Annotated in this window: 21 protein-coding genes; 11 read left to right on the top strand and 10 right to left on the bottom strand. The window is 72.3% G+C overall.

The genetic code is table 11. From position 1 onward, the window contains the following. Window positions 1-33: 33 nt before the first annotated feature. Entirely contained in the window at window positions 34-618 is a 585-nt protein-coding gene (locus tag ACIBK5_RS37705) for a hypothetical protein (RefSeq protein WP_399027005.1), read from the bottom strand. A 255-nt stretch (window positions 619-873) separates the two neighbouring features. On the opposite strand from ACIBK5_RS37705, the gene ACIBK5_RS37700 reads away from it, so the two are divergent. Both ACIBK5_RS37700 and ACIBK5_RS37695 read left to right on the top strand, forming a co-directional pair. Beyond that, complete coding sequence (locus ACIBK5_RS37700) at window positions 874-3,381, top strand: ABC transporter permease (RefSeq protein ID WP_399027003.1); 2,508 nt, start codon at window positions 874-876, stop codon at window positions 3,379-3,381. 97 nt (window positions 3,382-3,478) lie between these two features. Continuing rightward, the gene (locus tag ACIBK5_RS37695; protein ID WP_399027001.1) at window positions 3,479-4,438 is read left to right on the top strand and encodes a D-2-hydroxyacid dehydrogenase family protein; all 960 of its coding nucleotides are present in this window, start codon (window positions 3,479-3,481) and stop codon (window positions 4,436-4,438) included. A gap of 174 nt (window positions 4,439-4,612) precedes the next feature. Here ACIBK5_RS37695 and ACIBK5_RS37690 read toward each other — a convergent pair whose 3' ends face one another. The 4 genes from ACIBK5_RS37690 to ACIBK5_RS37675 all read right to left on the bottom strand — a co-directional run bounded on the left by ACIBK5_RS37690 (window position 4,613) and on the right by ACIBK5_RS37675 (window position 6,125). Continuing rightward, window positions 4,613-4,891 (bottom strand): hypothetical protein, encoded by a 279-nt coding sequence (locus ACIBK5_RS37690; protein ID WP_399027000.1) that lies wholly within the window; start codon window positions 4,889-4,891, stop codon window positions 4,613-4,615. A 164-nt stretch (window positions 4,892-5,055) separates the two neighbouring features. Next, complete coding sequence (locus tag ACIBK5_RS37685; RefSeq protein WP_382494047.1) at window positions 5,056-5,325, bottom strand: hypothetical protein; 270 nt, start codon at window positions 5,323-5,325, stop codon at window positions 5,056-5,058. A gap of 159 nt (window positions 5,326-5,484) precedes the next feature. Then, complete coding sequence (locus ACIBK5_RS37680) at window positions 5,485-5,763, bottom strand: hypothetical protein (protein WP_399026998.1); 279 nt, start codon at window positions 5,761-5,763, stop codon at window positions 5,485-5,487. 83 nt (window positions 5,764-5,846) lie between these two features. After that, window positions 5,847-6,125 carry a hypothetical protein gene (locus ACIBK5_RS37675; protein WP_399026996.1) on the bottom strand — a complete coding sequence of 93 codons (279 nt, stop codon included), beginning with the start codon at window positions 6,123-6,125 and terminating at the stop codon, window positions 5,847-5,849. Window positions 6,126-6,571: 446 nt separating this feature from the next. Here ACIBK5_RS37675 and ACIBK5_RS37670 point away from each other — a divergent pair, with 446 nt between their 5' ends. Next, window positions 6,572-6,865 carry a chaplin family protein gene (locus ACIBK5_RS37670; protein WP_399026994.1) on the top strand — a complete coding sequence of 98 codons (294 nt, stop codon included), beginning with the start codon at window positions 6,572-6,574 and terminating at the stop codon, window positions 6,863-6,865. 89 nt (window positions 6,866-6,954) lie between these two features. Here the strand turns inward: ACIBK5_RS37670 and ACIBK5_RS37665 are convergent, their stop codons facing one another. The 4 genes from ACIBK5_RS37665 to ACIBK5_RS37650 form a co-directional block, all read right to left on the bottom strand. Beyond that, complete coding sequence (locus tag ACIBK5_RS37665) at window positions 6,955-7,821, bottom strand: tyrosinase family protein (RefSeq protein ID WP_399026992.1); 867 nt, start codon at window positions 7,819-7,821, stop codon at window positions 6,955-6,957. After that, window positions 7,805-8,281 (bottom strand): tyrosinase family oxidase copper chaperone, encoded by a 477-nt coding sequence (locus ACIBK5_RS37660; protein WP_399026990.1) that lies wholly within the window; start codon window positions 8,279-8,281, stop codon window positions 7,805-7,807. Before ACIBK5_RS37660 ends, ACIBK5_RS37665 begins: the two co-directional genes overlap by 17 nt. Before the next feature lie 195 nt (window positions 8,282-8,476). Then, window positions 8,477-8,731: a hypothetical protein gene (locus tag ACIBK5_RS37655; protein WP_399027072.1), complete on the bottom strand. Its 255-nt coding sequence runs from the start codon at window positions 8,729-8,731 to the stop codon at window positions 8,477-8,479. 551 nt (window positions 8,732-9,282) lie between these two features. After that, a complete protein-coding gene (locus tag ACIBK5_RS37650; protein ID WP_399026988.1) occupies window positions 9,283-9,984 on the bottom strand; it encodes a hypothetical protein in 702 nt (233 codons plus the stop codon). 401 nt (window positions 9,985-10,385) lie between these two features. Here ACIBK5_RS37650 and ACIBK5_RS37645 point away from each other — a divergent pair, with 401 nt between their 5' ends. The 8 genes from ACIBK5_RS37645 to ACIBK5_RS37610 are packed head-to-tail and all read left to right on the top strand — an operon-like array spanning window position 10,386 to window position 19,821. Next, a complete protein-coding gene (locus ACIBK5_RS37645) occupies window positions 10,386-11,471 on the top strand; it encodes a DUF3344 domain-containing protein (protein ID WP_399026986.1) in 1,086 nt (361 codons plus the stop codon). A 50-nt stretch (window positions 11,472-11,521) separates the two neighbouring features. After that, complete coding sequence (locus tag ACIBK5_RS37640) at window positions 11,522-12,772, top strand: glycosyltransferase (RefSeq protein WP_399026984.1); 1,251 nt, start codon at window positions 11,522-11,524, stop codon at window positions 12,770-12,772. Further along, window positions 12,769-14,196, top strand: coding sequence for an exopolysaccharide biosynthesis polyprenyl glycosylphosphotransferase (locus ACIBK5_RS37635; protein ID WP_399026982.1), 1,428 nt, complete (start codon window positions 12,769-12,771; stop codon window positions 14,194-14,196). The genes ACIBK5_RS37640 and ACIBK5_RS37635 overlap by 4 nt, the downstream gene beginning before the upstream one ends. Window positions 14,197-14,199: 3 nt before the next feature. After that, a complete protein-coding gene (locus ACIBK5_RS37630) occupies window positions 14,200-15,540 on the top strand; it encodes an O-antigen ligase family protein (RefSeq protein ID WP_399026980.1) in 1,341 nt (446 codons plus the stop codon). Beyond that, window positions 15,537-17,246: a murein biosynthesis integral membrane protein MurJ gene (gene murJ, locus ACIBK5_RS37625; RefSeq protein WP_399026978.1), complete on the top strand. Its 1,710-nt coding sequence runs from the start codon at window positions 15,537-15,539 to the stop codon at window positions 17,244-17,246. The genes ACIBK5_RS37630 and murJ overlap by 4 nt, the downstream gene beginning before the upstream one ends. Continuing rightward, on the top strand, window positions 17,230-17,994 hold the full coding sequence (locus ACIBK5_RS37620) for a polysaccharide deacetylase family protein (protein ID WP_382587397.1): 765 nt from the start codon (window positions 17,230-17,232) through the stop codon (window positions 17,992-17,994). Before murJ ends, ACIBK5_RS37620 begins: the two co-directional genes overlap by 17 nt. A 1-nt stretch (window position 17,995) precedes the next feature. Continuing rightward, the gene (locus ACIBK5_RS37615) at window positions 17,996-19,168 is read left to right on the top strand and encodes a glycosyltransferase (RefSeq protein ID WP_399026975.1); all 1,173 of its coding nucleotides are present in this window, start codon (window positions 17,996-17,998) and stop codon (window positions 19,166-19,168) included. Further along, window positions 19,165-19,821 (top strand): lipopolysaccharide biosynthesis protein, encoded by a 657-nt coding sequence (locus ACIBK5_RS37610; protein WP_399026974.1) that lies wholly within the window; start codon window positions 19,165-19,167, stop codon window positions 19,819-19,821. Before ACIBK5_RS37615 ends, ACIBK5_RS37610 begins: the two co-directional genes overlap by 4 nt. 29 nt (window positions 19,822-19,850) lie before the next feature. Here ACIBK5_RS37610 and ACIBK5_RS37605 read toward each other — a convergent pair whose 3' ends face one another. Continuing rightward, window positions 19,851-21,134, bottom strand: a complete 1,284-nt coding sequence (locus tag ACIBK5_RS37605) for a glycoside hydrolase family 26 protein (protein ID WP_399026972.1) — start codon at window positions 21,132-21,134, stop codon at window positions 19,851-19,853. Between the last annotated feature and the right edge of the window lie 133 nt (window positions 21,135-21,267).

Here is a 21,267-nt window from a genome sequence, read left to right as displayed (position 1 = left end):
AGCACATCGATTGGGCCCTGACACCGGCCCGGGTCACGCTCTGGTTGTCAACGGCTCGTGCCGGTGCCAGATCAGGTAGCGGTCCTCGCGGCGTAACTCCGCGGAACCCCACTCGATGCGCATGACGCCCGCCTCCATGGAGCAGGTGTAGGCGACGAGGACGAGTCGTACGTCTTCGGGAAGCAGTTCCAGGTCTGGATGTACCTCGGATTCGTCGAGTTCTCCCCAGTCCAGGTCGAACGCCTGTTGCCTGGGAGGCGGGCCGTGGCGGCGGATCAGGTCTGCTCGGAAGCCTGAGGCCCGACGGAGGCGGGCGGCCGTGACAGGGACGTCCTTCTTCGCGTAGCGGAGGGGGTAGATCAGATGGCCCCGGACGAGCATCATCGTGCGTCCTTGCAGGCGCACGGCTTCCCCGATCCCGGCGATGCCGGCGGCCAGTTCCTCGTACTGCACCGCGTAGAGACCGTGTCCGTAGGCTTCGAGCGTCTGGGTGTGGACGCCCTCGTGCCCGGTGCGGGCCCGCTCATGGGCCCTGACGAGGCAAGCCGGGATGATGTCCGCCAGTTCACCGGCGACGTCTCCGAACGTCTCGCGTGCCCATGGACTGGCTGAACCCACGACGTACCGCCCTTCCCTGGTGATCCTGGAACACAGCACCGAGCAGCATCCGCCTCAACCGTGCGGCGCTCTGGCGGGTCACACAAGGTGGCACCCAGCGCACGAAGGGAGCGCATGCCACCTGAACAGGGTTCACCGCACGTGCCACTCGCGTGCTACAGCCAACGCCCACTTCGAAAGGCACCCGTGTTACGCATCGCATGGCGGACCCTTTCGGGGCGCAGGGCAAGCTGGGCGGCAGGTTTCGTCGTTCTCGTGCTGGCGCTGGTCATGACGACGGCGTGTGCCGTGCTGTTGGAGTCGAGCAACCGCGGGGAGTCATCCGCCGAGCGCTACGCGGGGACGGACGTGGTCGTCGCCGGGCAGCCGTTCGTGCCCCGGGCCGGGGAACTGCGGACGGCGCTGGAGCGGTTGCCGTCCGTCGAGCGAGCCGTTCCGGAACTGTCCTTCCCCAGCACGGCGGTGGACGCCTCGGGCAGGACGGTCGAGGCGCCCTGGGACGGGCCGTCCCTGGGGCACTCGTGGGAGAGTGCGGTGCTCGGCCCCTTCACCCTGCGGCAGGGCCGCGCCCCCGCCGGCGACTCCGAGGTCGTGCTGGACGGCGCGCTGGCCGGGCGCCTCGACGCCGGGGTGGGCGACACCGTACGGCTGGCCGGCCCGGACGGGCTGCGTCCGTATGAGGTGTCGGGCGTCGCCGACCCGCCGCGGCGACTGGCGCGTCAGTACGCGGCGTTCCACGCCTCGCGCGAGGCGGAGCGGCTCGCCGGCTCGGCCCAGCCGGTGCGGGCCGTGGGCGTGCTGGCGAAGGGGACGACGGACACGCAGGCGCTCCGGCGGCAGGTGCAGAAGGCCGTCTCGGCGCTGTACGGCGACGATGCCACATCGCTCGTGGTCGCCTCCGGCGCCGGGCGGGCGGACGCGGAGTTCTGGGACGTGCCGTCCCCGGCGGGCACTCTCTCCTCGCTCGTCGGGACGTTCGGCGTGCTGTCGCTGTTCGTCGCGGGCTTCGTCGTCTCCGGCACTCTGACGCTCGCGGTCGCCGGACGGCTGACCGAGATCGGACTGCTGCGGGCCGTCGCGGCCACCAAGGGGCAGATCCGCCGGATGATCGCGGTGGAGGTGCTGCTGGTGACGGTGGCGGCCGCGCTTCTCGGCGTACCGGGCGGGATCGGCGTGGCCATGCTTCTGCACCGGGTGCTGGTGGACGGGGAGGTGCTGCCTCCGTCGTTCGCCCTGTCCGTGGGGCCGGTCGCGCCCTGGGCGACCGTCGTGCTGGCCGCGATCGTGGCGCAGCTCGCGGCGTTCGCCGCCGCGCGGCGCGCGTCGCGGGTACGGCCGGTGGAGGTGCTCCGCGAGTCGGCAGCTCCGACCCCGAAGCTCGGCCCGCGACGGGTACTGCTCGGTCTGGGCGTGCTGGCCGGTGCGGGCGGCTGTCTGGGCGCGGTGGCGACCGGCCGGCTCGACGGTGGCGGCGGGACGACCGAGAGCATGGTGCTCGTCCTGATGATCGGGATGGCGCTGCTGGCGCCGCTGATCTGCCGGGTCGCCGGTGCCCTGTTCCTGGCTCCGGTGGGGTGGTTCCTGCCCGGGGAAGGTGCGCTGGCGGTCCGTAACCTCCTCCGGCAGAACGCACGGCTGGCCGCCACCGTGACACCGCTCGTGCTCGCCCTCTCCCTCACCGGCACCCTGCTCTGCGTGCCGCTGATCACGTCGCAGGGCGCGCAACGGGCGGAACGGGAGCGCCTGCTCGCGGATCACGTCGTGTCCTCGGCCGGCGGGCCGGGCATCGCGCCGGGCTACGCGGAGCGGGCCGCCCGGCTCCCCGGCGTGGCGGCGGCCTCCGGGCAGTTGTCCGTGGACGGCGAGCTGAGCCGCGCGGACACAGGCCAGGACGGCGAAGCGTCAGTCGTCGGCGGCAGTCTCGTCGCGATGCGGGCCGAAGCGGTGCCCGACCTCCTTGATCTCGGTGTCCGCGCGGGCTCGCTCGCCCGGCTCGGGGACTCGTCCGTGGCGCTCGGCGACAGCGCGGCCCGCGGTCTGGGCGTCACGGTGGGCGACCCCGTCCGGGTGAACTGGGACGACGGCGGCCGGGACACCTACCGTGTCGCGGCCGTCTACTCCCGTGACCGGGACTTCGCCGACGCGCTGCTGCCCCGCGTCTCGGCGGCCCGGCACGCGGCCGCCCCGCTGGACGACACCGTTCTCGTACGGAGCGCCCCCGGAGCCGATCGCAGCGCTGTCGAGCGAGAGCTGAAGGACCTGGCAGCCGATTTCCCGGGCGCGCGGATCGGTGACAGAGCCACGGAGGGCGCGGTGGATTCCGGCGCGGCGGATTCCGGCAAGGCGGATTCCGGCACGGCGGCCAACCTGTTCGTCCTGCTGCTGCTGACCATGATCAACGTGTTCACGGCCGTCGCCGTCGTCAACACCCTGAGCATGGCGACGGCGGGCCGCCGACGGGAGTTCGCCCTGTGGCGCCTGGCCGGCGCACAGTCCGCGCAGGTCCTGCGCATGCTGGCCTGGGAGGCCGTGCTCACCTGCGTGGTCGCGCTGCTGCTTGCTGCCCTGGTCTGCGCGTCGGTGCTGGTGCCACTCAGCATCGCGGTCACCGGTTCCGCGGTCCCGGCCCTGGCCGGTGGGCCGTTGGCCGCGCTGGCCTTCGGCGCGGTGGGGGTCGCCGTCGTTACGGTCACGATCGCCGGCCAACTGTCCATACGGAGCGCGGCGGCCACACCAGGGGGCCTGGCGAGGGCCCTCTCCTGACATACCCCGCCGTCCGCCGCTGAGGGGGCTTCCCGCTGCCCGTCCCAGGCCCGATCATGGTCCTGGAACCGGAGCTGGGCCGAGGAAGGGGTGCGACATGCGGCTGCGCTGTGCTGTGCTGGACGACTTTCAGAGGGTGGCGACCGAGATCGTCGACTGGTCAGCGATCTCGGGCGAGGTGGAGGTCGTTTCGTTCGACACCCATCTGGACGGCGAGGACGCCCTGGCCGCCGCGCTGGCCGGGTTCGACATCGTGGTGACGCTGCGCGAGCGCGTGTCGTTCCCCGGGTCGCTGATCGCCCGCCTGCCCCGGCTGAAGCTGATCGTCGCCTCCGGGATGCGCAACTCGGTGATCGACTACGCGGCCGCCGAGGAGCACGGCGTCACCGTGTGCGGGACGGCCAGTTCCTCCACTCCTCCCGTGGAGTTGACCTGGGCTCTGCTGCTCGGTCTCGCCCGCGGTGTCGTCGAGGAGAGCAACGCCCTGCGCTCCGGAGGCCCCTGGCAGTCCACCGTCGGCGCCGATCTGCACGGGCGTCGCCTCGGGCTTCTCGGTCTCGGGAAGATCGGCAGCCGGGTGGCCCGGGTCGGCCTCGCCTTCGGCATGCGCGTCGGTGCGTGGAGTCAGAACCTCACCAAGGAGCGCGCCGACGAGATCGGCGTCGAACTCGCCCCCTCCCGCGAGGAGCTTCTCGCAAGCAGCGACTTCGTCTCCGTCCACCTCGCGCTGAGCGACCGCACCCGGGGACTGCTCGGGCCCGCCGAACTCGCGCTCCTCAAGCCGACCGCGTATCTGATCAACACCTCACGCGCGGCCATCGTCGACCAGGAGGCCCTGCTCGCCGCCCTGTGCGAGGGCCGGATCGCCGGCGCCGGCATCGACGTCTTCGACATCGAGCCCCTGCCCGCCGACCACCCGATGCGCACCGCCCCCCGCCTCCTCGCCACCCCGCATCTGGGCTACGTCTCCGAGGCCAACTACACGACGTACTACGGTCAGGCGGTGGAGGACATCCGCGCGTTCCTCGCGGGCGAGCCAGTGCGACGGCTGCCCTGATGCCGTAGGGCACGGCACGGGACACGGCAGGAGGGGACACGGCAGGAGGGGACACGGCAGGAGACACACCAATGGCCGGGACCCGGATCGGGTCCCGGCCATCCTCCGCTGCGCGGGTGGACTCTCGCCAGGGGCGCCGACGTGGACAGGGCGGCGCCTCGGGCCCGGCGGGAGTCAGGCCCTCTTGCCGGGGACGACGGCGCTGCTGGTGCAGGAGACCTGGCTGTGCGCCGTCGGGCAGTCCTGCGTCGAGTTGTTGACGACGGTGACCTTGCCGCCCTTGTCGGTGGTGTACTCGTACTGGCTCAGTTCCACGCAGCGAACCTGGCCGTTGCCGTCGTCGACGCACTTGCCGGGGTCACCGAGGGCGGAGGCCTGGGCGGCACCGACACCGATCAGGGCGAAGCTCCCCAGGATTCCCGCTGCCGCCGCGATCTTCTTCGAATTGAGCATTTACCTTTTCCTTTGCGGTCGACTCCCCGCCACCGGGCGAGGAGTCGTTCCTGACGCATATACCGGCCGAGAAGCCAATACCGGCTGAGAAACCAAGAGGCAGGCCCCGCGGCTCGGACACCTGGTTCGAGCCCCGGGGCCTGCCTGCATCACCTGGTCGGTGATTACTTGCCCAGGGAGAAGGCCTGCGAGCAGGTCACAGACTCGCGCTCGCTGTTGTCCTGGTTGGCGAGACCCAGGATGGCGAGGTTGACGTTGACGTCGTCGATGTTGATGAGACCCTCACGCGAGTCGTTCTGCTCGCACGACTGGGCCTGCTTGTTCTCGAGCTTGAACTGCTCGTCGCCGTCCGCAGCGTGACCAACGCCAGCGCCGAGGAAGCTGACGCTGCCGAGCATGGCCACGACGACTGCGGCCTTCTGGTACTTGCGCATTACTTCTCCGATTTCTCGATTTGACACAGACCGTTATGGGCTGGTCACCGACAGTCGCCAACTTTAGGCGGCGTGTGCGCCTCTTGCTGGGGCGAAACGCCCAATCACGTAATTTTCTGGATAAAACCTGTTGTACGACCGCGCCGACCGACGGAGTCGTCAGCCCCTCCGGCCGGGGGCGGTGACGCTGTCGACGCAGCTCACCTGGCTGTGAGCGGTGGGACAGGTCTGCGTCGAGTCGTTGCGGACCGTGACGTTGCCGCTCTTGTCCCTGAGGACCTGATACTCACTCATCTGCACGCAGCTGACATTGCCCTTGCTGTCCTGGACACACGTGCCGGGACCACCCTGCGCGGAGGCCTGGACGGCGCCGACGCCGATCAGGGCGAAGCTCCCCAGGATTCCCGCTGCCGCCGCGATCTTCTTCGAGTTGAACATCTACCTTTTTCCTTCAGCAGGGCGGCAGGCCCCGGGGCTCGGACACATGGTTCGAACCCCGGGGCCTGCCTGGATCAACCTGATCAGTGGCCGCCACGCAGCGAGAAGGACTGCGAGCAGGTCAGCGACTCGCGCTCGCTGTTGTCCTGGTTGGCCAGGCCGAGCAGGGCGGCGACGTTGACGTTCACGTCGTCGACGTTGACCAGACCCTGGGTGCTGTCGTTCTGCTCGCAGGACTGGGCCTGCTCGTTCTCGAGCTTGAACTTCCCGTCCCCGCCCGCAGCGTGACCAACGCCAGCGCCGAGGAAGCTGACGCTGCCGAGCATGGCCACGACGACCGCGGCCTTCTGGTACTTGCGCATTACTTCTCCGATTTCTCGAATCGACACAGACCGTTATGGTCCGGTCACTGACAGTCGCTAAGATAAGCGGCGTTTGCGACTTTTGCCACGCGAAACGCCTTGTTGCGTGGGTTTCTTGTGAAAGTGCACGTCACAGCGCTGCGGCGGTTCCACCAGGTGGTCCATTACGGGCCGCCACGCCGAGCCAACTCCCGTTCGGGCAGCCGCTGCTCACGACGGACGGGACCGGCCCCGCCGCACGCCCGGAGCGGTCCCGGCCGGTAAACGAGGAGACGGCCGGGAACTACGCGGTCGGCCGCCGATGAGCACCCATTTGGCGGAGCCCCTGTTCAAGATGGGTGATCCACAGAAGATTTCTCGTGACCGGTCCGGGGCCGCCGCGTTGAACGGGCAGTGCGGTAGCGCGTACTGCTGCCGCACCTACCTAGTCAGTAAGGGAGAACGTGATGTCTCGCATCGCGAAGGTTGGCGCTGTTGCTCTCGGCACGAGCGCCGTGGTGCTCAGTGGGGCCGGTCTCGCCGCGGCGGACGCCGGCGCCAAGGGCGCGGCCATCGGCTCGCCCGGCGTGCTGTCCGGCAACGTGGTTCAGGTGCCGGTCCACGTTCCGGTCAACGTGTGCGGCAACACCGTGAACATCATCGGCGCGCTCAACCCGGCCGTCGGCAACGAGTGCAAGAACAACGACGGCGACAAGAAGGACAACAAGCGGCACGGCAAGAAGCACGGCCACCGCCACTGACGTCTGCCGCATGACCCGAGAGCCCCGGCCCCCCGAATGCCGGGGCTCTCCCCATGTGTACGAACACCTCGTACGGGTCCGCTGCCCCCTCACGCGTAGCGGTAGATCCGGCCGACGTCCTCCAGTTCCTGCGGCGTCACGTCCCACGGCGGCAGCTTCTGGCGCCGTGCCACGATCCGGCCGTGCTGCCGGTCGCCCCGGCCCGGCGGCGTCGCGGGGAGGTAGCGGGCACCGCGGTGCCGGCGTTGCCAGCGGTACCACTGCAGGTCGATGAAGGCGTGGTGCAGCCAGAACACGGGGTCGTTGACGGAGGCGCCGCCGAGCATGTCCCCGCCGACCCAGCCGTGCACCCGGTTGTGGTTGCGCCAGGACGAGTTGTCCCGGCCGGTGCCCCAGCCCTCCAGCTTGTTGCGGAAGCCCCGGGTGACCGTCGAGTCCCAGGGCGCCACGTCGTAGACGGGGTCCTTCAGCGCCCAGGCCAGCTCGCTCTTCGTGGGCAGGTCCATCGGTCCCCGGGGGCGCCCGAGCTCCCGGGTGAGGAACTCCCTGTCGGTCACGTTCACCTTGATGGTCCAGTTGCCGTGCCGGTAGGCGAACGGGCCGGTCATCACCTGGTGGTCGGAGCGGCGCCCGTCGCCCCCGAGGAGACGGTCCGTCCAGGGCGCGGAGGTGGTCGTGCGATCGCGCGTCCAGTCCCAGTAGGGCACCGTCACCGAGGAGTCCACCCGGCGCAGCGCGCGCTCCAGTTCGAGCAGGAACCGGCGGTGCCAGGGCAGGAAGGAGGGGCCCATGTGCGCGGCGCGCAGCCCGTGCTCGCCGTCCGCCGAGAAGTACTCGACGTGCGTCCGGACGAACTCGTCGTACTCGCCCCGCCGTTTGACCTCCAGCAGCGCCCTGACGAACCGGCGCTGCTCGGCCCTGGTGAGCGTGGCGGCGTCCCTACGTACGTACGCCACGCCGGTCCTCCGTGTGGATGTGCCCGGCGCCTCCCGGTCCCGGAGCGCGCAGCCGCTGGCCGGGGCCGAGTGCGTCGACCGCGGCGCGGGCGGCCTCGAGGGGTGTCCGGTAGGAGCAGTAGTGGTCGACCATGCTCAGCCAGGTGCCGTCGGCCCGGCGCATCAGATGGAGCGGGCGGCCGTCCACGGTGACGTGCCAACGGCCCTGCCCGGCCGGGCCGTGCGGCGGGCTCCAGGCCACGCCGATGCGACGGCCGCGGTAGGTCTCGGCGACGGCGGTGCCGCCCGGGGCGTCCCTTACGAACAGCTGTGGCCAGAAGGCCGCTCCCACCGGGGCCCCCAGTGCCGCGGCGAGGGCGCAGACGCGCAGGCCGCGCGTCACCTCCCGCCGTGTACTGCCTGCCGGCGGGGAGGCCGGCGCCCCGTCCCCCGCCGGTGCTCCGCCGATGCTGACGGCCATGGCCCAACTCCTCGTCCGGTTTCCGGTGTCGTAGCCGTAACCGCCGGACGTCCCGCGCGGTCACCGCCGCGCGGCCAGACAAGTGATCATCGGTGTCCGTCCGGGCGGGGAGGGGCTCGCGTCAGTGGCCGGACATACGGAGGGCCGGTCCTCGGACGTTCCGAGTACCGGCCCTCCGCGGGCGTGCTTCCAGCCCTAGAACCACAGGTTGCCGTGCGCCGGCTTGGCGTCGTTGACCGTGGACGCGGCGTTCTTCACCGTGTGGACCAGCGACTCCTTGCCTTCGGCGGTCACGTCCAGGGGGACCTTGGTGCTCACGCCGCCGGTGAGGTCGGTGGACGCCAGGTCGCGGGAGTTCTCGGCGGCCGGGGCAGGCTGAGCGGCCGGGGCGGGCTGCGGAGCGGGCGGAGCGACCGGGGCAGGCTGGGGAGCCGGGGCAGGCTGAGCCACCGGAGCAGGCTGCGGAGCCGGGGCAGGCTGAGCCACCGGAGCAGGCTGCGGAGCCGGAGCGGGCTGAGCGGCCGGAGCGGGCTGCGGGGCAGCCTGGGCGACCGGAGCGCTCTGAGCGACGGGCGCGCTCTGCGCCGGAGCGGACTGGGCAACCGGAGCGGACTGGGCAACCGGGGCGGCCGGAGCACTCTGGGCCACCGGAGCGCTCTGCACGTCCGGAACGCTCTGAGCGGCGGGGGCGCTCGGGGCGACCATGGCGTCCTGGGCGAACGCCGGGGTGGCGGAACCAGCGGCGATCAAGGACCCGGCAAAGACGGCGGCAGCCTTCAGAGACTTCATCGTGTTCCTTTCTTCGGCAACGCACGTCGCCGGAGTGGTTTCTGTCGCCGTGCCTAACGAGCCCTGGCCTGGGCGGAAACCGGAACTGCCGAAGATTGCCAATACCTCATACGAGATCTATTAAAGGACCGGACTTCGGGCGGTACTTCAGGCTGTGAAAGAACAGCAGTCGTGGCGCCGCTCCCTGAGGCCGGCACCACGACTGGACGGGTTCACGGGGCCGGCGGCAGCAGCGGCGTCAGCACCGAGATCTGGGGCGAGAAGAATTCATCGGGCTCCGCCGCAGGGGTCGTCGAGGTGCTGGACGTCACCGATGTCACGGTGTCCTCGTCCTGGAGCGCCGGGTCGGCCGAGGTCAGTTCGGCGAGGAGCTCGTCCACCCCGCCCAGCAGGTCGTCGACCAGGGGAAGGACGCCTCCGACGCCACCGGTGATCGCCTGCAGCAGGCCGTCGACAGCGCCCAGCACGAGATCCAGCAGGTCGGTCACGGGGTCGGCGGCGCGCCGCTCGGGCACCATGGCGGGCAGGGCGGGCAGGACGGGAGCCGGCAGGATGACCGGCACGGGGGTCAGGGGCGCCACGGGGGACAGGGTCTGCGCGTCGTCCTCAGCGGCCGCCTCGGCCAGGGCGGCCTTCGCGGCGTCTCCCAGCTTGATGGCCTCGGTGGCGGTCAGCCGGCCGTTGTTGTCCCGGAGTACGGCGTTCAGCAGGTCGGCGACGGGGGTGAGCGTGCCCCAGTTGATTTTCCCGATCTGTACGAGGCGCACATCAGCGCCGGGAAGCCGGGCATCGGAGGCCACATGGCCGTGCCCGCGGGCCGAGTCGGCCGCCATTGCGACGGGGCCGGTGATCCCGACCAGAAGGGCGGCGCACAGTGCGCTGGACGCGATGCGCCGTGCGGGCAGAGCACGCATGGAGGTTCCTTTCGACGGCGATGGATCTTGAGCCCACCGTGAAAGAAACAGGGCCTTTCCGCAAGCATTCATAGGCTTTTCGGGAATTCATAATTCCCCCTTTCGCCGCGTCCGGCCTGATCAGACGCTTTGTCACGTCACACGGCCGTGGCCCCCTGATGGAGTAATGGCCGGGCCCCCGCCGGGCGGTGGCGCCGCCCGGCCCCGAGGCGGCCGCCGGAACCCGCAAACCCTTGCGATTTCACGATTCCGACACACTTGTCAGACTTCACCGAATTTCATCGACTATGTCCGATTGATGACTAGAGTTGCGAACCGCCCGACGCACTCCTCAGCGCGGACACATCGCACTCGTGGCGCTGCTGCCACGGCCACCTGTTCCGAAAGGGCAACGACCGGTCATGCGCCATTCCCTGGGCCCGCTGTTTCGCCGCACGACCGTGGGCGTCCTTGCCCTTGCCGCCCTGTGGGCAGCCAGCAGTTGCCCGGCCGCCGCACCGGCCGCCGCGCCCTCGCCGGAGGCCGAGAGCCTCGCCTTCGCCGAGCGGTACCGCGCGCTCCAGCACGGCGGCATCGTACGCGCCGCCAACGCCTCGATCACCTGCCGCGCGGCCCAGCGGCCCTCGTGCCCGGACGCCCAGGCGGGCGGTGTGGCCGCGAACGGCGACTTCGACATGTTCTACGTCGACGTCGACCGCGACCCCAACACCTACAACTCCTCCCGCTCGCAGGTCCGTCTGCCCAGCGGCTCCCGGGTGACCTACGCGCGCCTCTACTGGGGCGGCAACCTGCGGGTGGGCGAGCAGAAGCCGCCGGAGGACAACGGGCGCGTGCTGATCGCCGAACCCGGCGGGGAGTACAAGCAGTTGCTCGCCGACACGCTGGTCGGCCACCGCGTGCTGGACGGCATGGACGCCTTCCAGGCCTCGGCGGACGTGACGGGGCTGGTGCGGGAGGGCGGATCGGGCCTCTACACCGTGGCGCAGATCAACGTCGCCATGGGCAGGTCGACGGCCGGGGCGTGGGGCGGCTGGACGCTCGTGGTGGCCTACGAGAACCCGTCGGACCCGCTGCGGAACCTCGCGGTCTGGGACGGCTTCACCTCGCTCAGGTCCAATGCCCAGGAGATCCGCGTGACCGGCCTGGGCTTCGCCGCGGGCGCGTGGGGCCGTGCGGGCCTGGTGACGTACAACGGCGACCGCGGCACCGGCGGCGACTCGCTCACCGTGGCCACCGGCCAGTCCGGGGTCGCTCTCACCAACGGCGCCAACCCCCGGGACGACGTCCTCAACTCCACCATCAGCGAGCCCGGGGCGGACGCGTCGCGGGTGCCCGCCCACGCCAACACCCTCGGCTACGACTCCGATGTGTTCGACCTCGGAGACGGTCTGCGGCAGGGCGGCGACCAGGCGACCTTCCGGATCCAGTCCCAGCAGGACGCGGCGTGGGCCGGCGTGCTCTTCGTCGCCGTAGACGCACGGCGGTGAGTACGTCGCCGCCCGCCCCGAACGCCTTCGCGAGCGAGGAATCCGCGCACATGCATCTGTCATCCACCGCTCCCCACCCCAGAGTCCTGCATCTCACCCAACCGGTGGACGGCGGCGTGGCGCGCGTCGTGACGGACCTGGTCGCGGCACAGCTGTCGGACGGCCTCGACGTCACCGTGGCCTGCCCCGACAGCGTGCTCACCGCGAGACTGCGGACGCTCGGCGCGCGCGTACGGCACTGGCACGCGACGCGGTCGCCGGGTACGTCCCTCGTCCGGGAGGTGCGGCACCTGGCCCGGGTCATCGACGAGGTGCGTCCCGACCTGGTGCACGCGCACAGCGCGAAGGCCGGGCTCGTCGGACGGCTCGCGGTACGCGGGCGGATCCCGACGGTCTTCCAGCCGCACGCCTGGTCGTTCGAGGCGGTCGGCGGGCCCACCGCGGCCCTGGCGCTCATGTGGGAGCGCTGGGGCGCGCGGTGGGCCTCACGCACGGTGTGTGTGAGCGAGGCAGAGCGCGCGACCGGTATGGGCGCCAGGATCACCGGCCGGTGGACCGTCGTCCCCAACGGAATCGACCCGGAGCGCTTCCACCCGGCCACCGCCGGCCTCGTGCGCTCCGGCCTCGCACCGCTCACCGGCGTCCACCCGGCGGCACCGCTCGTGGTGTGTGTGGGGCGGCTGTGCCGGCAGAAGGGGCAGGACGTCCTGCTGCGGGCGTGGGACGACATCGCCCGCAAGGTGCCCGACGCCCGTCTCGTCCTGGTCGGCGACGGGCCGGACCACGACCGGCTGCGCGAGGACGCCCCGGAATCCGTGGTGTTCGCGGGAGCCGTCGCCGACGCCTCCCCCTGGTACCAGGTCGCCGACCTCGTCGTCCTGCCGTCCCGCTGGGAGGGCATGGCCCTGGCGCCGCTGGAGGCGATGGCCTGCGGGCGGCCCGTGGTGGTCACGGACGTCGACGGCGCCCGCGAGAGCCTGCCGCCCGCCTTCTCCGCCCGGTGCCTGGTCCCGCCGGAGGACCCGGCGGCGCTGGCCGGGGCCGTAACCGAACTGCTGATCGACCCGCTGCTGCGCGAGTCGCTCGGCGAGCAGGGCCGCCGGCATGTGCTGTCGACCCACGACGTGCGGCACACCGCCGAGGCCGTCTCGGACGTCTATCGCGATCTGCTCGGCCCATGGACCGCCGCCAACACCGGCGCTGAGCACGGTCAGCGGCTCGACCCCGGGCGTGGCGCCGAGCCGAACCGGACGACACAGCGCGTCGAGCCCACCGAGTACAGGGAGTCCATCCACTCGTGACCGCCGAACGTACCGTGCCCTCCCCCGGCGTACCGCCACGGGAGCACGGATCCTCACCAGTCTCGGTCATGCCGCCGCGCGGCACCGCCCCCGGCTTGCGGCTGCCCGCGCCGCGGCGCCCGGCCCGGCCCGCGTCGCCCGTGCCGCTGCTCGCAGCGGACGGCGTCGCCGCCCTGGCGGGCGCGCCGGCGCTCAGCGCGGCCCAGCGCCCACTTCTGCTCGTCACCCTGCTGATCCTCGCGTCGCTGCTGCTGCGCCGGCGCGAGGGACGCCCGCCGGTACCGGGGCTGCTGGAGGAACTGCCCGCCGTGTGCGGCCGCGTCGCGGTGGCCTGGCTGGCGCTCGCCGCGCTCCTCGCGGCGTACCGGCCGGAGCACGCGCTGCCCCTCCGTACCGTGCTGACCGGTCTCGCGCTGCACGCGACGGCCGGCTGTGTGCTGCGCGGGGCCGTGCACGCGCGGCGGCGCGCCGCGCTGCTGCGCCACCCGCACACCGCGCTCGTCCTCGGCCCGGTCGCGACCGCGCAGCGCGTGGCCGCCGCCGTCCTGCGTCAACCGCGGTGCGGTGTACGGCCGGTGGGGATCGTCGCCGGGCAGCCGGACGGCACCGAGACCCTGCCGGTGCTGACGACCGCCGAGGAGGTCGAGCGCGCGGTCATCCAGAACGGGGTGCGGGCGGTGCTGGCCGTGCACCCCTCGGTACGCGCCGAACAGGGGCCGCTGCTGCGGGCGCTGGCCGAGTCGGGCTGCGTGGTCTGGGAAGTCGACGCCGACTCCCCGTCGTACGCGACGCGGGAGCGGCTGGCCGGGTTCTCCTGCCGGCGTCTGGACCTGTCCCCGGCCCGGCACGGCGGCGCCGGCAAGCGGGCCCTCGACATCCTGGTGTCGGGGGCGTTGTTGTTGCTGGTCAGCCCGCTGCTGCTGACCTTCGCCGTGGCTCTGCGGCTCAGCGACGGGCCGGGCGTGGTGTTCCGGCAGGAGCGCATCGGCAAGGACGGGGAGCCGTTCACCCTGCTGAAGTTCCGTACGCACCGCCCGGTCGACGAGCACGAGTCGGCGACCCGGTGGAGCGTGGCCAACGAGAACGAGATGCGCTGGTTCTGCCGGATGCTGCGGCGCACCTCGCTCGACGAACTGCTCCAGCTGTGGAACGTGCTCCGGGGCGATATGAGCCTGGTCGGGCCGCGGCCCGAACGCCCCTACTTCGTCGCGCAGTTCGGCCAGACCTACCCCGGCTACTCGGTCCGCCACCGGATGCGGACCGGCATCACCGGCCTCGCCCAGATCCACGGGCTGCGCGGCGACACCTCGATCGAGGACCGCTGCCGGTTCGACAACGCCTACATCGACGACTGGTCCCTGTGGCAGGACGTGTGCATCCTGCTGCGCACCGCGGCCACGGTGGTCCGTCCGACGGGGAGCTGAGAGGTGAGCCTCGCTCTGACACCGCTCCCGCGCCGCGTCGTCGCGCTGACGCCGGCCCTGCCCGTGGTGGCCGTACCCGCTCTGCTGGCCCTGCCCCGGACGACGGACGGCGCGGGGCCCGCCGACGTGCTCTCCGGGCTCGTGGTCGTGTACTGCGTCATCCGTCTCCTGCGCGAACGGCGGCGCCCGCTGACGCCCGTCGCGGCCGTGGTGCTGGGCCTGCCGGTGGTGGGGCTCGCGCTCGCCGCCATGGGGGCGTTCTCGACCCAGGCCGGGCTGACCGGCCTCGGACGCTATCTGCAGACCTTCGTCCTCGTCCCGGCGGCCGTGCTGCTGCTGCTCCGCGACCGGACCGGCTTCCGGCTGGTGGCCTGGTCCTTCGTGGGGCTCGGGCTGTGTCAGGGGGCCGTCGGAGTCCACCAGTTCGTCACCCGGACCGGCGCCTCCTACCAGGGCGCGAACATCCGGGCGGTGGGCACCTTCGGGGCGCACGACGTGATGGGCATGGCGACGGCGGTCTCGCTCGGCCTGGTGTGCGCGGTCGGGATCGCGCTCGGCCGGGTCTCCGCCCGGCAGCGGATCGCCGCCGCCGGGTGCGCGCTGGTGCTGATGCTGCCGCTGGCGCTCTCCTTCAGCCGGGGAGCCTGGATCGCGACCGTCCTGACCTGCACCGTGCAGCTGGTGCTGACCGGGTGGCGGCGCGCGCTGAAGGTGGCCGCGGCCGCCGTCGCCTCGGGCGTGATCCTGGTGGGCGGGTTCGGCGTGGGCTCGGCGCTTCTGCAGCAGCGGATCGACAGCATCGCCCAGGTCGCCGACGCACCCGACCAGTCCGTCGTCGACCGGTACACCCTGTGGGCGTCCGCCACGGACATCTGGCGCGGGCACCCGCTGACCGGCGTCGGGCTGAAGGGCTTTCCCGAGTACCGGGACGGGCACGCCACGCTGGCGCTGTCGTCGGGCAGCGAGACCGACGGCGCGGGAGTGGCGTACCAGCGGCAGCCGCTGCTGTCGCCGCACAACATGTATCTGCTGGTGCTGAGCGAGCAGGGCCTGATCGGGCTGCTCGCGCTCGCCGGGAGCTGGCTGGCGCTGCTGGTGTGCGGGGTGCGGCGGCTGCTGCGCGTCCGCGACCGCGGCCCTGGGCTCGACTGCGGGCTCGTCGCCTGCGGGCTGCTGGTCTGGCTGCTGACCGACTTCGTGTACGGAGACATCGGCGGTCCCTCGACCGTGCTGATCGCCGTCGGCATGGGACTCGTGGCGTGGTGGGCGCTGCCCGGCGACGCGCCTGCGGAGCCGCCCCGGGCCGTGGTGCGGGAGCGCGCCGAGGAGGCCATGGCGCGATGACGGTGGTGCCTTCGCAGACCCCCGGTCCCGAGACGGACGGCGCGACGACCGTGCCCCCGGCGCGTGCCGGTGCCGCCGTCAAGGCCGGGGACGGTGCCGACCCGGCGGCCCCGGCCTCGGGGTCGGCCTCCGGAAGCTTCCTGGCCAGAGCCGCGCTGGTGACGGCGTCGCTGTCCATCGCCGGCTCGCTGCTCGGCCTGGTGCGCGACCAGTCGCTGGCGCGGCTGTTCGGTGCCGGGAGCGACACGGACGCCTTCCTGGTCGCCTGGACCGTGCCGGAGTTCGCCGCCACGCTGCTCATCGAGGACGGGCTGGCGATCGCGCTGATCCCGGCGTTCAGCATGGCGCTGGCCCGCCGCGCCCGGGGCGCCCCTGGCGACCCGGTCCGTGCCCTGGTCGGCGCGACCCTGCCCCGGCTGTGCCTCGCCCTCACCGCGGTGGCCGCGCTGGTCGCCGGCACCGCTCCCTACCTGGTCCAGGCGCTGGCACCCGGCCTGCCCGACCCGCGGCTCGCCGCCGACTGCACCCGGATCACGGCGACCTGTGTGCTGGCCTTCGGGCTCGCCGGGTACTGCAGCGCCGCCCTGCGGGCCCACCGCTGCTTCCTCGCGCCCGCGGCGATCTACGTCGCATACAACACCGGCATCATCGCCGCGATGTTCCTCCTCGGCGAGGGCTGGGGCGTGCGCTCGGCCGCGGTCGGGGTGGCGGCGGGCGGCTGTCTGATGGTGGCGGTGCAGGTGCCGTCGCTGTGGCGGCGACTGGCCTCGCGTACCGAGCCCTTCGCCAAGGCCGGGGCCGTCGTCGAGGAGCGGCCGATGCAGGTCGCCCTGGTCGCCGCCGTCCTCCTGTTCGCGCTGTGCCGCCAGTCGCAGGTCCTCGCCGAACGCTTCCTCGCCTCCGGCCTGCCCGCCGGTGCCATCTCGCACCTCAACTACGCGCAGAAGGTCGCCCAGATCCCGATGACGCTGTCGCTGATGGTGTGCACGGTCACCTTCCCGGTGGTGGCGCGGGCGCTCGCGGACGGCGACACCGCACGGGCCCGCAGCCGCGTGGAGCGGGATCTGGCGCTCGCCGCCGCTCTGGTGCTGATGGGCATGTGCGCGGTGATCGCCTGCGCCCCGCAGATGATCGAACTGCTCTTCCAGCGGGGCGCGTTCACCGCGGGCGACACCGCGGCCACGGCGGACGTCATGCGCGTCTACGCCCTCGGGCTGCTGGGCCAGACCCTGGTGGGAGCCCTCGTGCGCGCCTACTTCTCGGCGGGCCGGGCCAGCTGGTATCCCCTGGGCGCGATGACGGCGGGCATCGTCGTGACGTCCTTCGTCGGCGCCGCGTCCGTGCACCCCTGGGGCGTGGCGGGGATCGCCGCGGCCAACGCCCTCGGCATCACCGTCACGGCCGCCCTGCTGCTCGCCGGGCTGCGCTCGGGCCGGCTGAACAGCCCGCACAGCGTCTCGGTCCGTGTCCCGCAGGTCCTGGCCGAGCTGAGCAGGCTGGTGGGAGCGGCCGTCGTCGCCACGCTCGCGGGGTCGTTCGCCGCGAGCCGGCCGGACTCCCCGGCGGCGGGCCTCGCGGCCGGCCTCCTGACCGTGACCTTCGTCTTCGTTCCGCTCACCTGGGCCCTCGGTGCCCAGGGCTCCGCGTCCGCTCTGCGCTCCCTACGCGCCGTCACACGAAGGCTCGCACATGGCCGCTTCCGTTGATTCCCTCGACACCGGCAGACCCCCGGCCCCGCACCGGGGCCCCGTCCCCTGGGTGGCGATGTACCACTCGGTGGGCGACTGCTCGGACGACCCGTACCGCATCACGGTCACGCCCGAGCGGCTCGACCGGCAGCTGGCGTGGCTGCGCCGCCGGGGGCTGCGGGGCGTGTCCGTGGCCGAGCTGCTCGCCGCCCGCGCCCGGGGCGAGGCACGGGGCCTGGTCGGGCTCACCTTCGACGACGGGTACGCCGACTTCGTCACCGAGGCCCTGCCGCTGCTGCGCCGCTACGACTGCCGCGCGACGCTCTTCGTGCTGCCCGGACGGCTCGGCGGCGACAACGCCTGGGACCCGCTCGGCCCGCGCAAGCCGCTGCTGACCGCGGACGGCATCCGGCACGCGGCCGCCGAGGGCGTGGAGATCGGCTCGCACGGGCTGACGCACGTCGACCTCACCCGGGCGGACAACCTCACCCTCAGGGCGGAGGTCGGCGAGAGCCGGGCGCTGCTCACGGAGCTGACCGGCGCCTGGGTCGACGGCTTCTGCTATCCGTACGGCACGGTCGACGCCCGCGCCGTCGAGGCCGTACGGGAAGCGGGTTACACCTACGCCTGCGCCATCGACCCGGGTCCGCTGACCGGGCCGCACGCCCTGCCGCGTGTGCACGTCGGCCAGAACGACACGGCGATGCGCCTGCATCTGAAGCACCGGCTGCACCGGCTGCGCCGGCGCCCGGTGGAGGGCCTGTGAGATGAGGGCTCTGCACATCATCACCGGCCTCGGCGTCGGCGGCGCCGAACAGCAGTTGCGGCTGCTGCTGCGTCATCTGCCCGTCGACTGCGACGTCGTGACGCTCACCAACCCCGGGGCGGTCGCCGAGGGCCTCACCGCCGACGGGGTCCGCGTCACCCATCTCGGCATGGGCGGCAACCGCGACCTGGGCGCGCTGCCCCGGCTGGTCCGGCTGATCCGCGCCGGCGGCTACGACCTGGTGCACACGCATCTGTACCGGGCCTGTGTCTACGGGCGGTTCGCCGCACGCCTCGCCGGGGTCCGGGCGGTCGTCGCCACCGAGCACTCCCTGGGCGACTCGCAGATGGAGGGCCGCAGGCTGACGGCGGGGGTGCGCCGGCTGTATCTCGCCAGCGAGCGGCTGGGTTCGTCGACGGTCGCCGTCTCCCCGACGGTGGCCGGCCGCCTGGAGCGCTGGGGCGTGCCCGCGCCGCGCATCGAGGTCGTGCCGAACGGCATCGACCTGGACCGGTTCCGCTTCGACGCCGAGCGGCGCGAGCGCACGCGCCGGTATCTCGGCCTGCCGGAGGGCGCGTTCGTCGTCGGCGGTGTCGGCCGGCTCAGCCGGGGGAAGCGGTTCGACGTCCTCGTCCGCGCGCTCACGCTGCTCCCGAAGGACCACTGGCTGCTGCTGGTGGGCGGGGGCCCCGAGGAGCCCTTCCTGCGCCGCACGGCCCAGGAGGCCGGTGTGGCCGGGCGTGTGGTGTTCACCGGCGAACGTCCCTATGTGCCCGACGGTTCGTCAGGACCCGACCTGCCCTCGCTCACCTCGGCGATGGACCTGCTCGCCTCCCCGTCCACCGAGGAGGCCTTCGGCCTGGCGGCCGTGGAGGCACTGGCCGCCGGCCTGCCGGTGCTCTACGCCTCCTGCCCGGCCATCGAGGACGTGCGGCCGCCCGCCGACGCCGGGGTCCGGCGGGTGACCGGCGGCCCCGAGGCATACGCCCGCGCGATCGCCGAGGCACGGGCGGCCGGTACCCGGCCGCGCACGGCCTCGGAGGTCGCGCGGCACTACAGCATCACCCACTGCGCGGCCCGTCTCACCGACGTGTACGCGGCAGCGGTCTCCAGTTCGACGTCCCCCTCTTCCCCCGTCTCTTCCCCTTCGTCTCCGGGAGCCGACTCCTCATGACCGACACTCCGATCCGTCAGCACCGCCTGTCCCTGGCTCGCCTCAGGGAGCTTCCCCTGTGGTCCGTGGTCGCGGCGGGCACCCTCGTCGGGGGCCTGCTCGGCGGTTCGTACGGCCTGCTCACCCCCGCGACGTACACGGCCACCAGCTACGTCATCGCCGTGCCCGCGGGGAAGTCCTCGCCGGACGCCGCCCTCGGGTTCGCCCAGGCGTACGGCCGGGTCGCCACGCAGCTCGCGGTGCTCGGGGACGCGCAGGTGTACGCGGGCGTGCCGGTGCGCACCCTGCAGCGCAGTGTGCGCACGGCGACCTCGCCGGACGCGCCGATGGTCGCCGTCTCGGCCACCTCCTCGCGCCCCGAGCTCGCCGTCGACATGGCCAACGCGGTCACCCGCTCGCTGACCCGGCACGCGGACGACACCCGGGGCAACACCCATGTGCGGCTGGTGCAGTTCTCGCGGGCGGTGGAGCCGAGCGAGCCGACCTCCACGTCGACGGCGGTGACCGGTCTGGTCGGCGCGAGCGCGGGCGGTCTGCTGGGCGGCCTGGCCCTGCTGGCGCGGCCGAGGAAGAACGGCCAGGAGGACGAACCCGCCCCGGCCCCCTCGGTGCCGAGCCCGGCCGCCGCCGCCGATGTCCGCGGACAACGGTGACGACGGCGGGTCGCGTCGGATCAGCCGGACTACCACCAGTCGAAGCGCAGGCAGAGCTTCCCGCCGAGCCACTCCTCCACCCAGCTGCCCAGGTCCAGCGGCGTGCAGTCCGCCGGGGGCGGCGGTGTGCCGGGCGGGGTCGGCTTCGGCGTGGGCGCGAGGGGCGGGGTCGCCTGGTCGGTACGGCCGAACAGGACGGACCGGTAGAGCTGGGACGACTTCGGGTTGGCCCCGCACTGCCACACGCCGTGCGGGCAGTAGTCGGTCAGCGTGTTGTAGAGCGGCTTGTGCTCCTCCATCCAGGCGAGCATGTCCCGCATGTAATCGGCATTGTCACCGTTGCGGAAGAGCCCCCATTCCGGATAGGAAATGGGTTTGCCGTGAGCCTTGGCGAAATCCACGTGGTCCTGCAACCCGTAGGGCTCTTTCACCTGTTGTTCGAACGACATCCCGGCAGGCTGGTCATAGGAGTCCATGCCAATGATGTCGACCGTGTCGTCACCCGGATAGCATTTCGTCCAGGGAACGGCGTCGCGGCCACGGCTCGGCGTGAAATCGAACCGAAATTCCTGACCTGGCACGGAACGCATGGTGGTGACGATCCTGTTCCAGTACTTCTTCCAGGCCTCCGGGTCCGGCCCACAGCGATGGGTGTACGTGGTGCCGTTCATCTCCCAGCCGAGCACGAGGACCGTGTCCGGCACCTTCAACTCCACCAGCCGCTCGGCGAGGACACGGAAGTGGTGATCGAACTCCCCGGCCGCGCCCCGTTGCAGCAGCCGCCGGACCTCGCTGTCGGAGACGCCCTCCTCGTTGCGCTCCTGCATGGGGACGTTGAGGACGAGCATCCGGTCGTCCTTCTTGTTGCGCCAGTGCGCCCACACGTCGAGGAACCCGGGAGCGCCCTCGATGTCGCGCCAGCGGTGGCCCGGCAGATAGGTGTGGCCGGCGCGCAGCTCCGTACCGCCCAGCCAGTGGCTGAACAGCGGCATCCGGGCCACGCCTCGGGCATCGGACTTGAGGAAGACACCGAAGGCCGGGTCCTCCTCGCCCGCCGCGGGAGTGGTGGCGGCCGGGGCCGGGGTAGTGGCGGCCGGGGCCGGAGTCGACGGCTGGGGGACGGCCGGCGGCGCGAGGGCCGAGGGCGTGGGCACGGGCGACGGCGGTGGGGTCGGCGCCGGAGCCCGGGGTTCGGCGGCTCGCGCCACCCCCACCCCGGCCACGGGGGCGGACGCCAGGGCGGCCGACGCGGCGACCGCCGCCGCTCCCAAGGCCAGCCGGCGGACCCCGGCCCGCTTGTGCTGTGGGGCCATGCCTGCTCCATTCTTCGCTCTCGTCCGGACTACTGCCTTGGCTTTTGTTATTGACGGGCAGTCATATGAAGTCAGTCATAGAAAAGGCAATGACGCCACTGCCGTTGCGGCTTTCGAGTGCCGGGCTCGCCCG

Source organism: Streptomyces sp. NPDC050546 (assembly GCF_044457425.1).
Lineage (GTDB): Bacteria > Actinomycetota > Actinomycetes > Streptomycetales > Streptomycetaceae > Streptomyces.
This window is presented reverse-complemented; position numbering and strand designations above follow the sequence as displayed.

Bases quoted from the DNA above. Each gene is read 5' to 3' on its own strand.
- ACIBK5_RS37695 (WP_399027001.1), top strand. From the start codon at position 3,479: ATGCGGCTGCGCTGTGCTGTGCTGGACGACTTTCAGAGGGTGGCGACC.
- ACIBK5_RS37690 (WP_399027000.1), bottom strand. From the start codon at position 4,891: ATGCTCAATTCGAAGAAGATCGCGGCGGCAGCGGGAATCCTGGGGAGC.
- ACIBK5_RS37685 (WP_382494047.1), bottom strand. From the start codon at position 5,325: ATGCGCAAGTACCAGAAGGCCGCAGTCGTCGTGGCCATGCTCGGCAGC.
- ACIBK5_RS37680 (WP_399026998.1), bottom strand. From the start codon at position 5,763: ATGTTCAACTCGAAGAAGATCGCGGCGGCAGCGGGAATCCTGGGGAGC.
- ACIBK5_RS37675 (WP_399026996.1), bottom strand. From the start codon at position 6,125: ATGCGCAAGTACCAGAAGGCCGCGGTCGTCGTGGCCATGCTCGGCAGC.
- ACIBK5_RS37670 (WP_399026994.1), top strand. From the start codon at position 6,572: ATGTCTCGCATCGCGAAGGTTGGCGCTGTTGCTCTCGGCACGAGCGCC.
- ACIBK5_RS37660 (WP_399026990.1), bottom strand. From the start codon at position 8,281: ATGGCCGTCAGCATCGGCGGAGCACCGGCGGGGGACGGGGCGCCGGCC.
- ACIBK5_RS37650 (WP_399026988.1), bottom strand. From the start codon at position 9,984: ATGCGTGCTCTGCCCGCACGGCGCATCGCGTCCAGCGCACTGTGCGCC.
- ACIBK5_RS37645 (WP_399026986.1), top strand. From the start codon at position 10,386: ATGCGCCATTCCCTGGGCCCGCTGTTTCGCCGCACGACCGTGGGCGTC.
- ACIBK5_RS37640 (WP_399026984.1), top strand. From the start codon at position 11,522: ATGCATCTGTCATCCACCGCTCCCCACCCCAGAGTCCTGCATCTCACC.
- murJ (WP_399026978.1), top strand. From the start codon at position 15,537: ATGACGGTGGTGCCTTCGCAGACCCCCGGTCCCGAGACGGACGGCGCG.
- ACIBK5_RS37620 (WP_382587397.1), top strand. From the start codon at position 17,230: ATGGCCGCTTCCGTTGATTCCCTCGACACCGGCAGACCCCCGGCCCCG.
- ACIBK5_RS37615 (WP_399026975.1), top strand. From the start codon at position 17,996: ATGAGGGCTCTGCACATCATCACCGGCCTCGGCGTCGGCGGCGCCGAA.
- ACIBK5_RS37610 (WP_399026974.1), top strand. From the start codon at position 19,165: ATGACCGACACTCCGATCCGTCAGCACCGCCTGTCCCTGGCTCGCCTC.
- ACIBK5_RS37605 (WP_399026972.1), bottom strand. From the start codon at position 21,134: ATGGCCCCACAGCACAAGCGGGCCGGGGTCCGCCGGCTGGCCTTGGGA.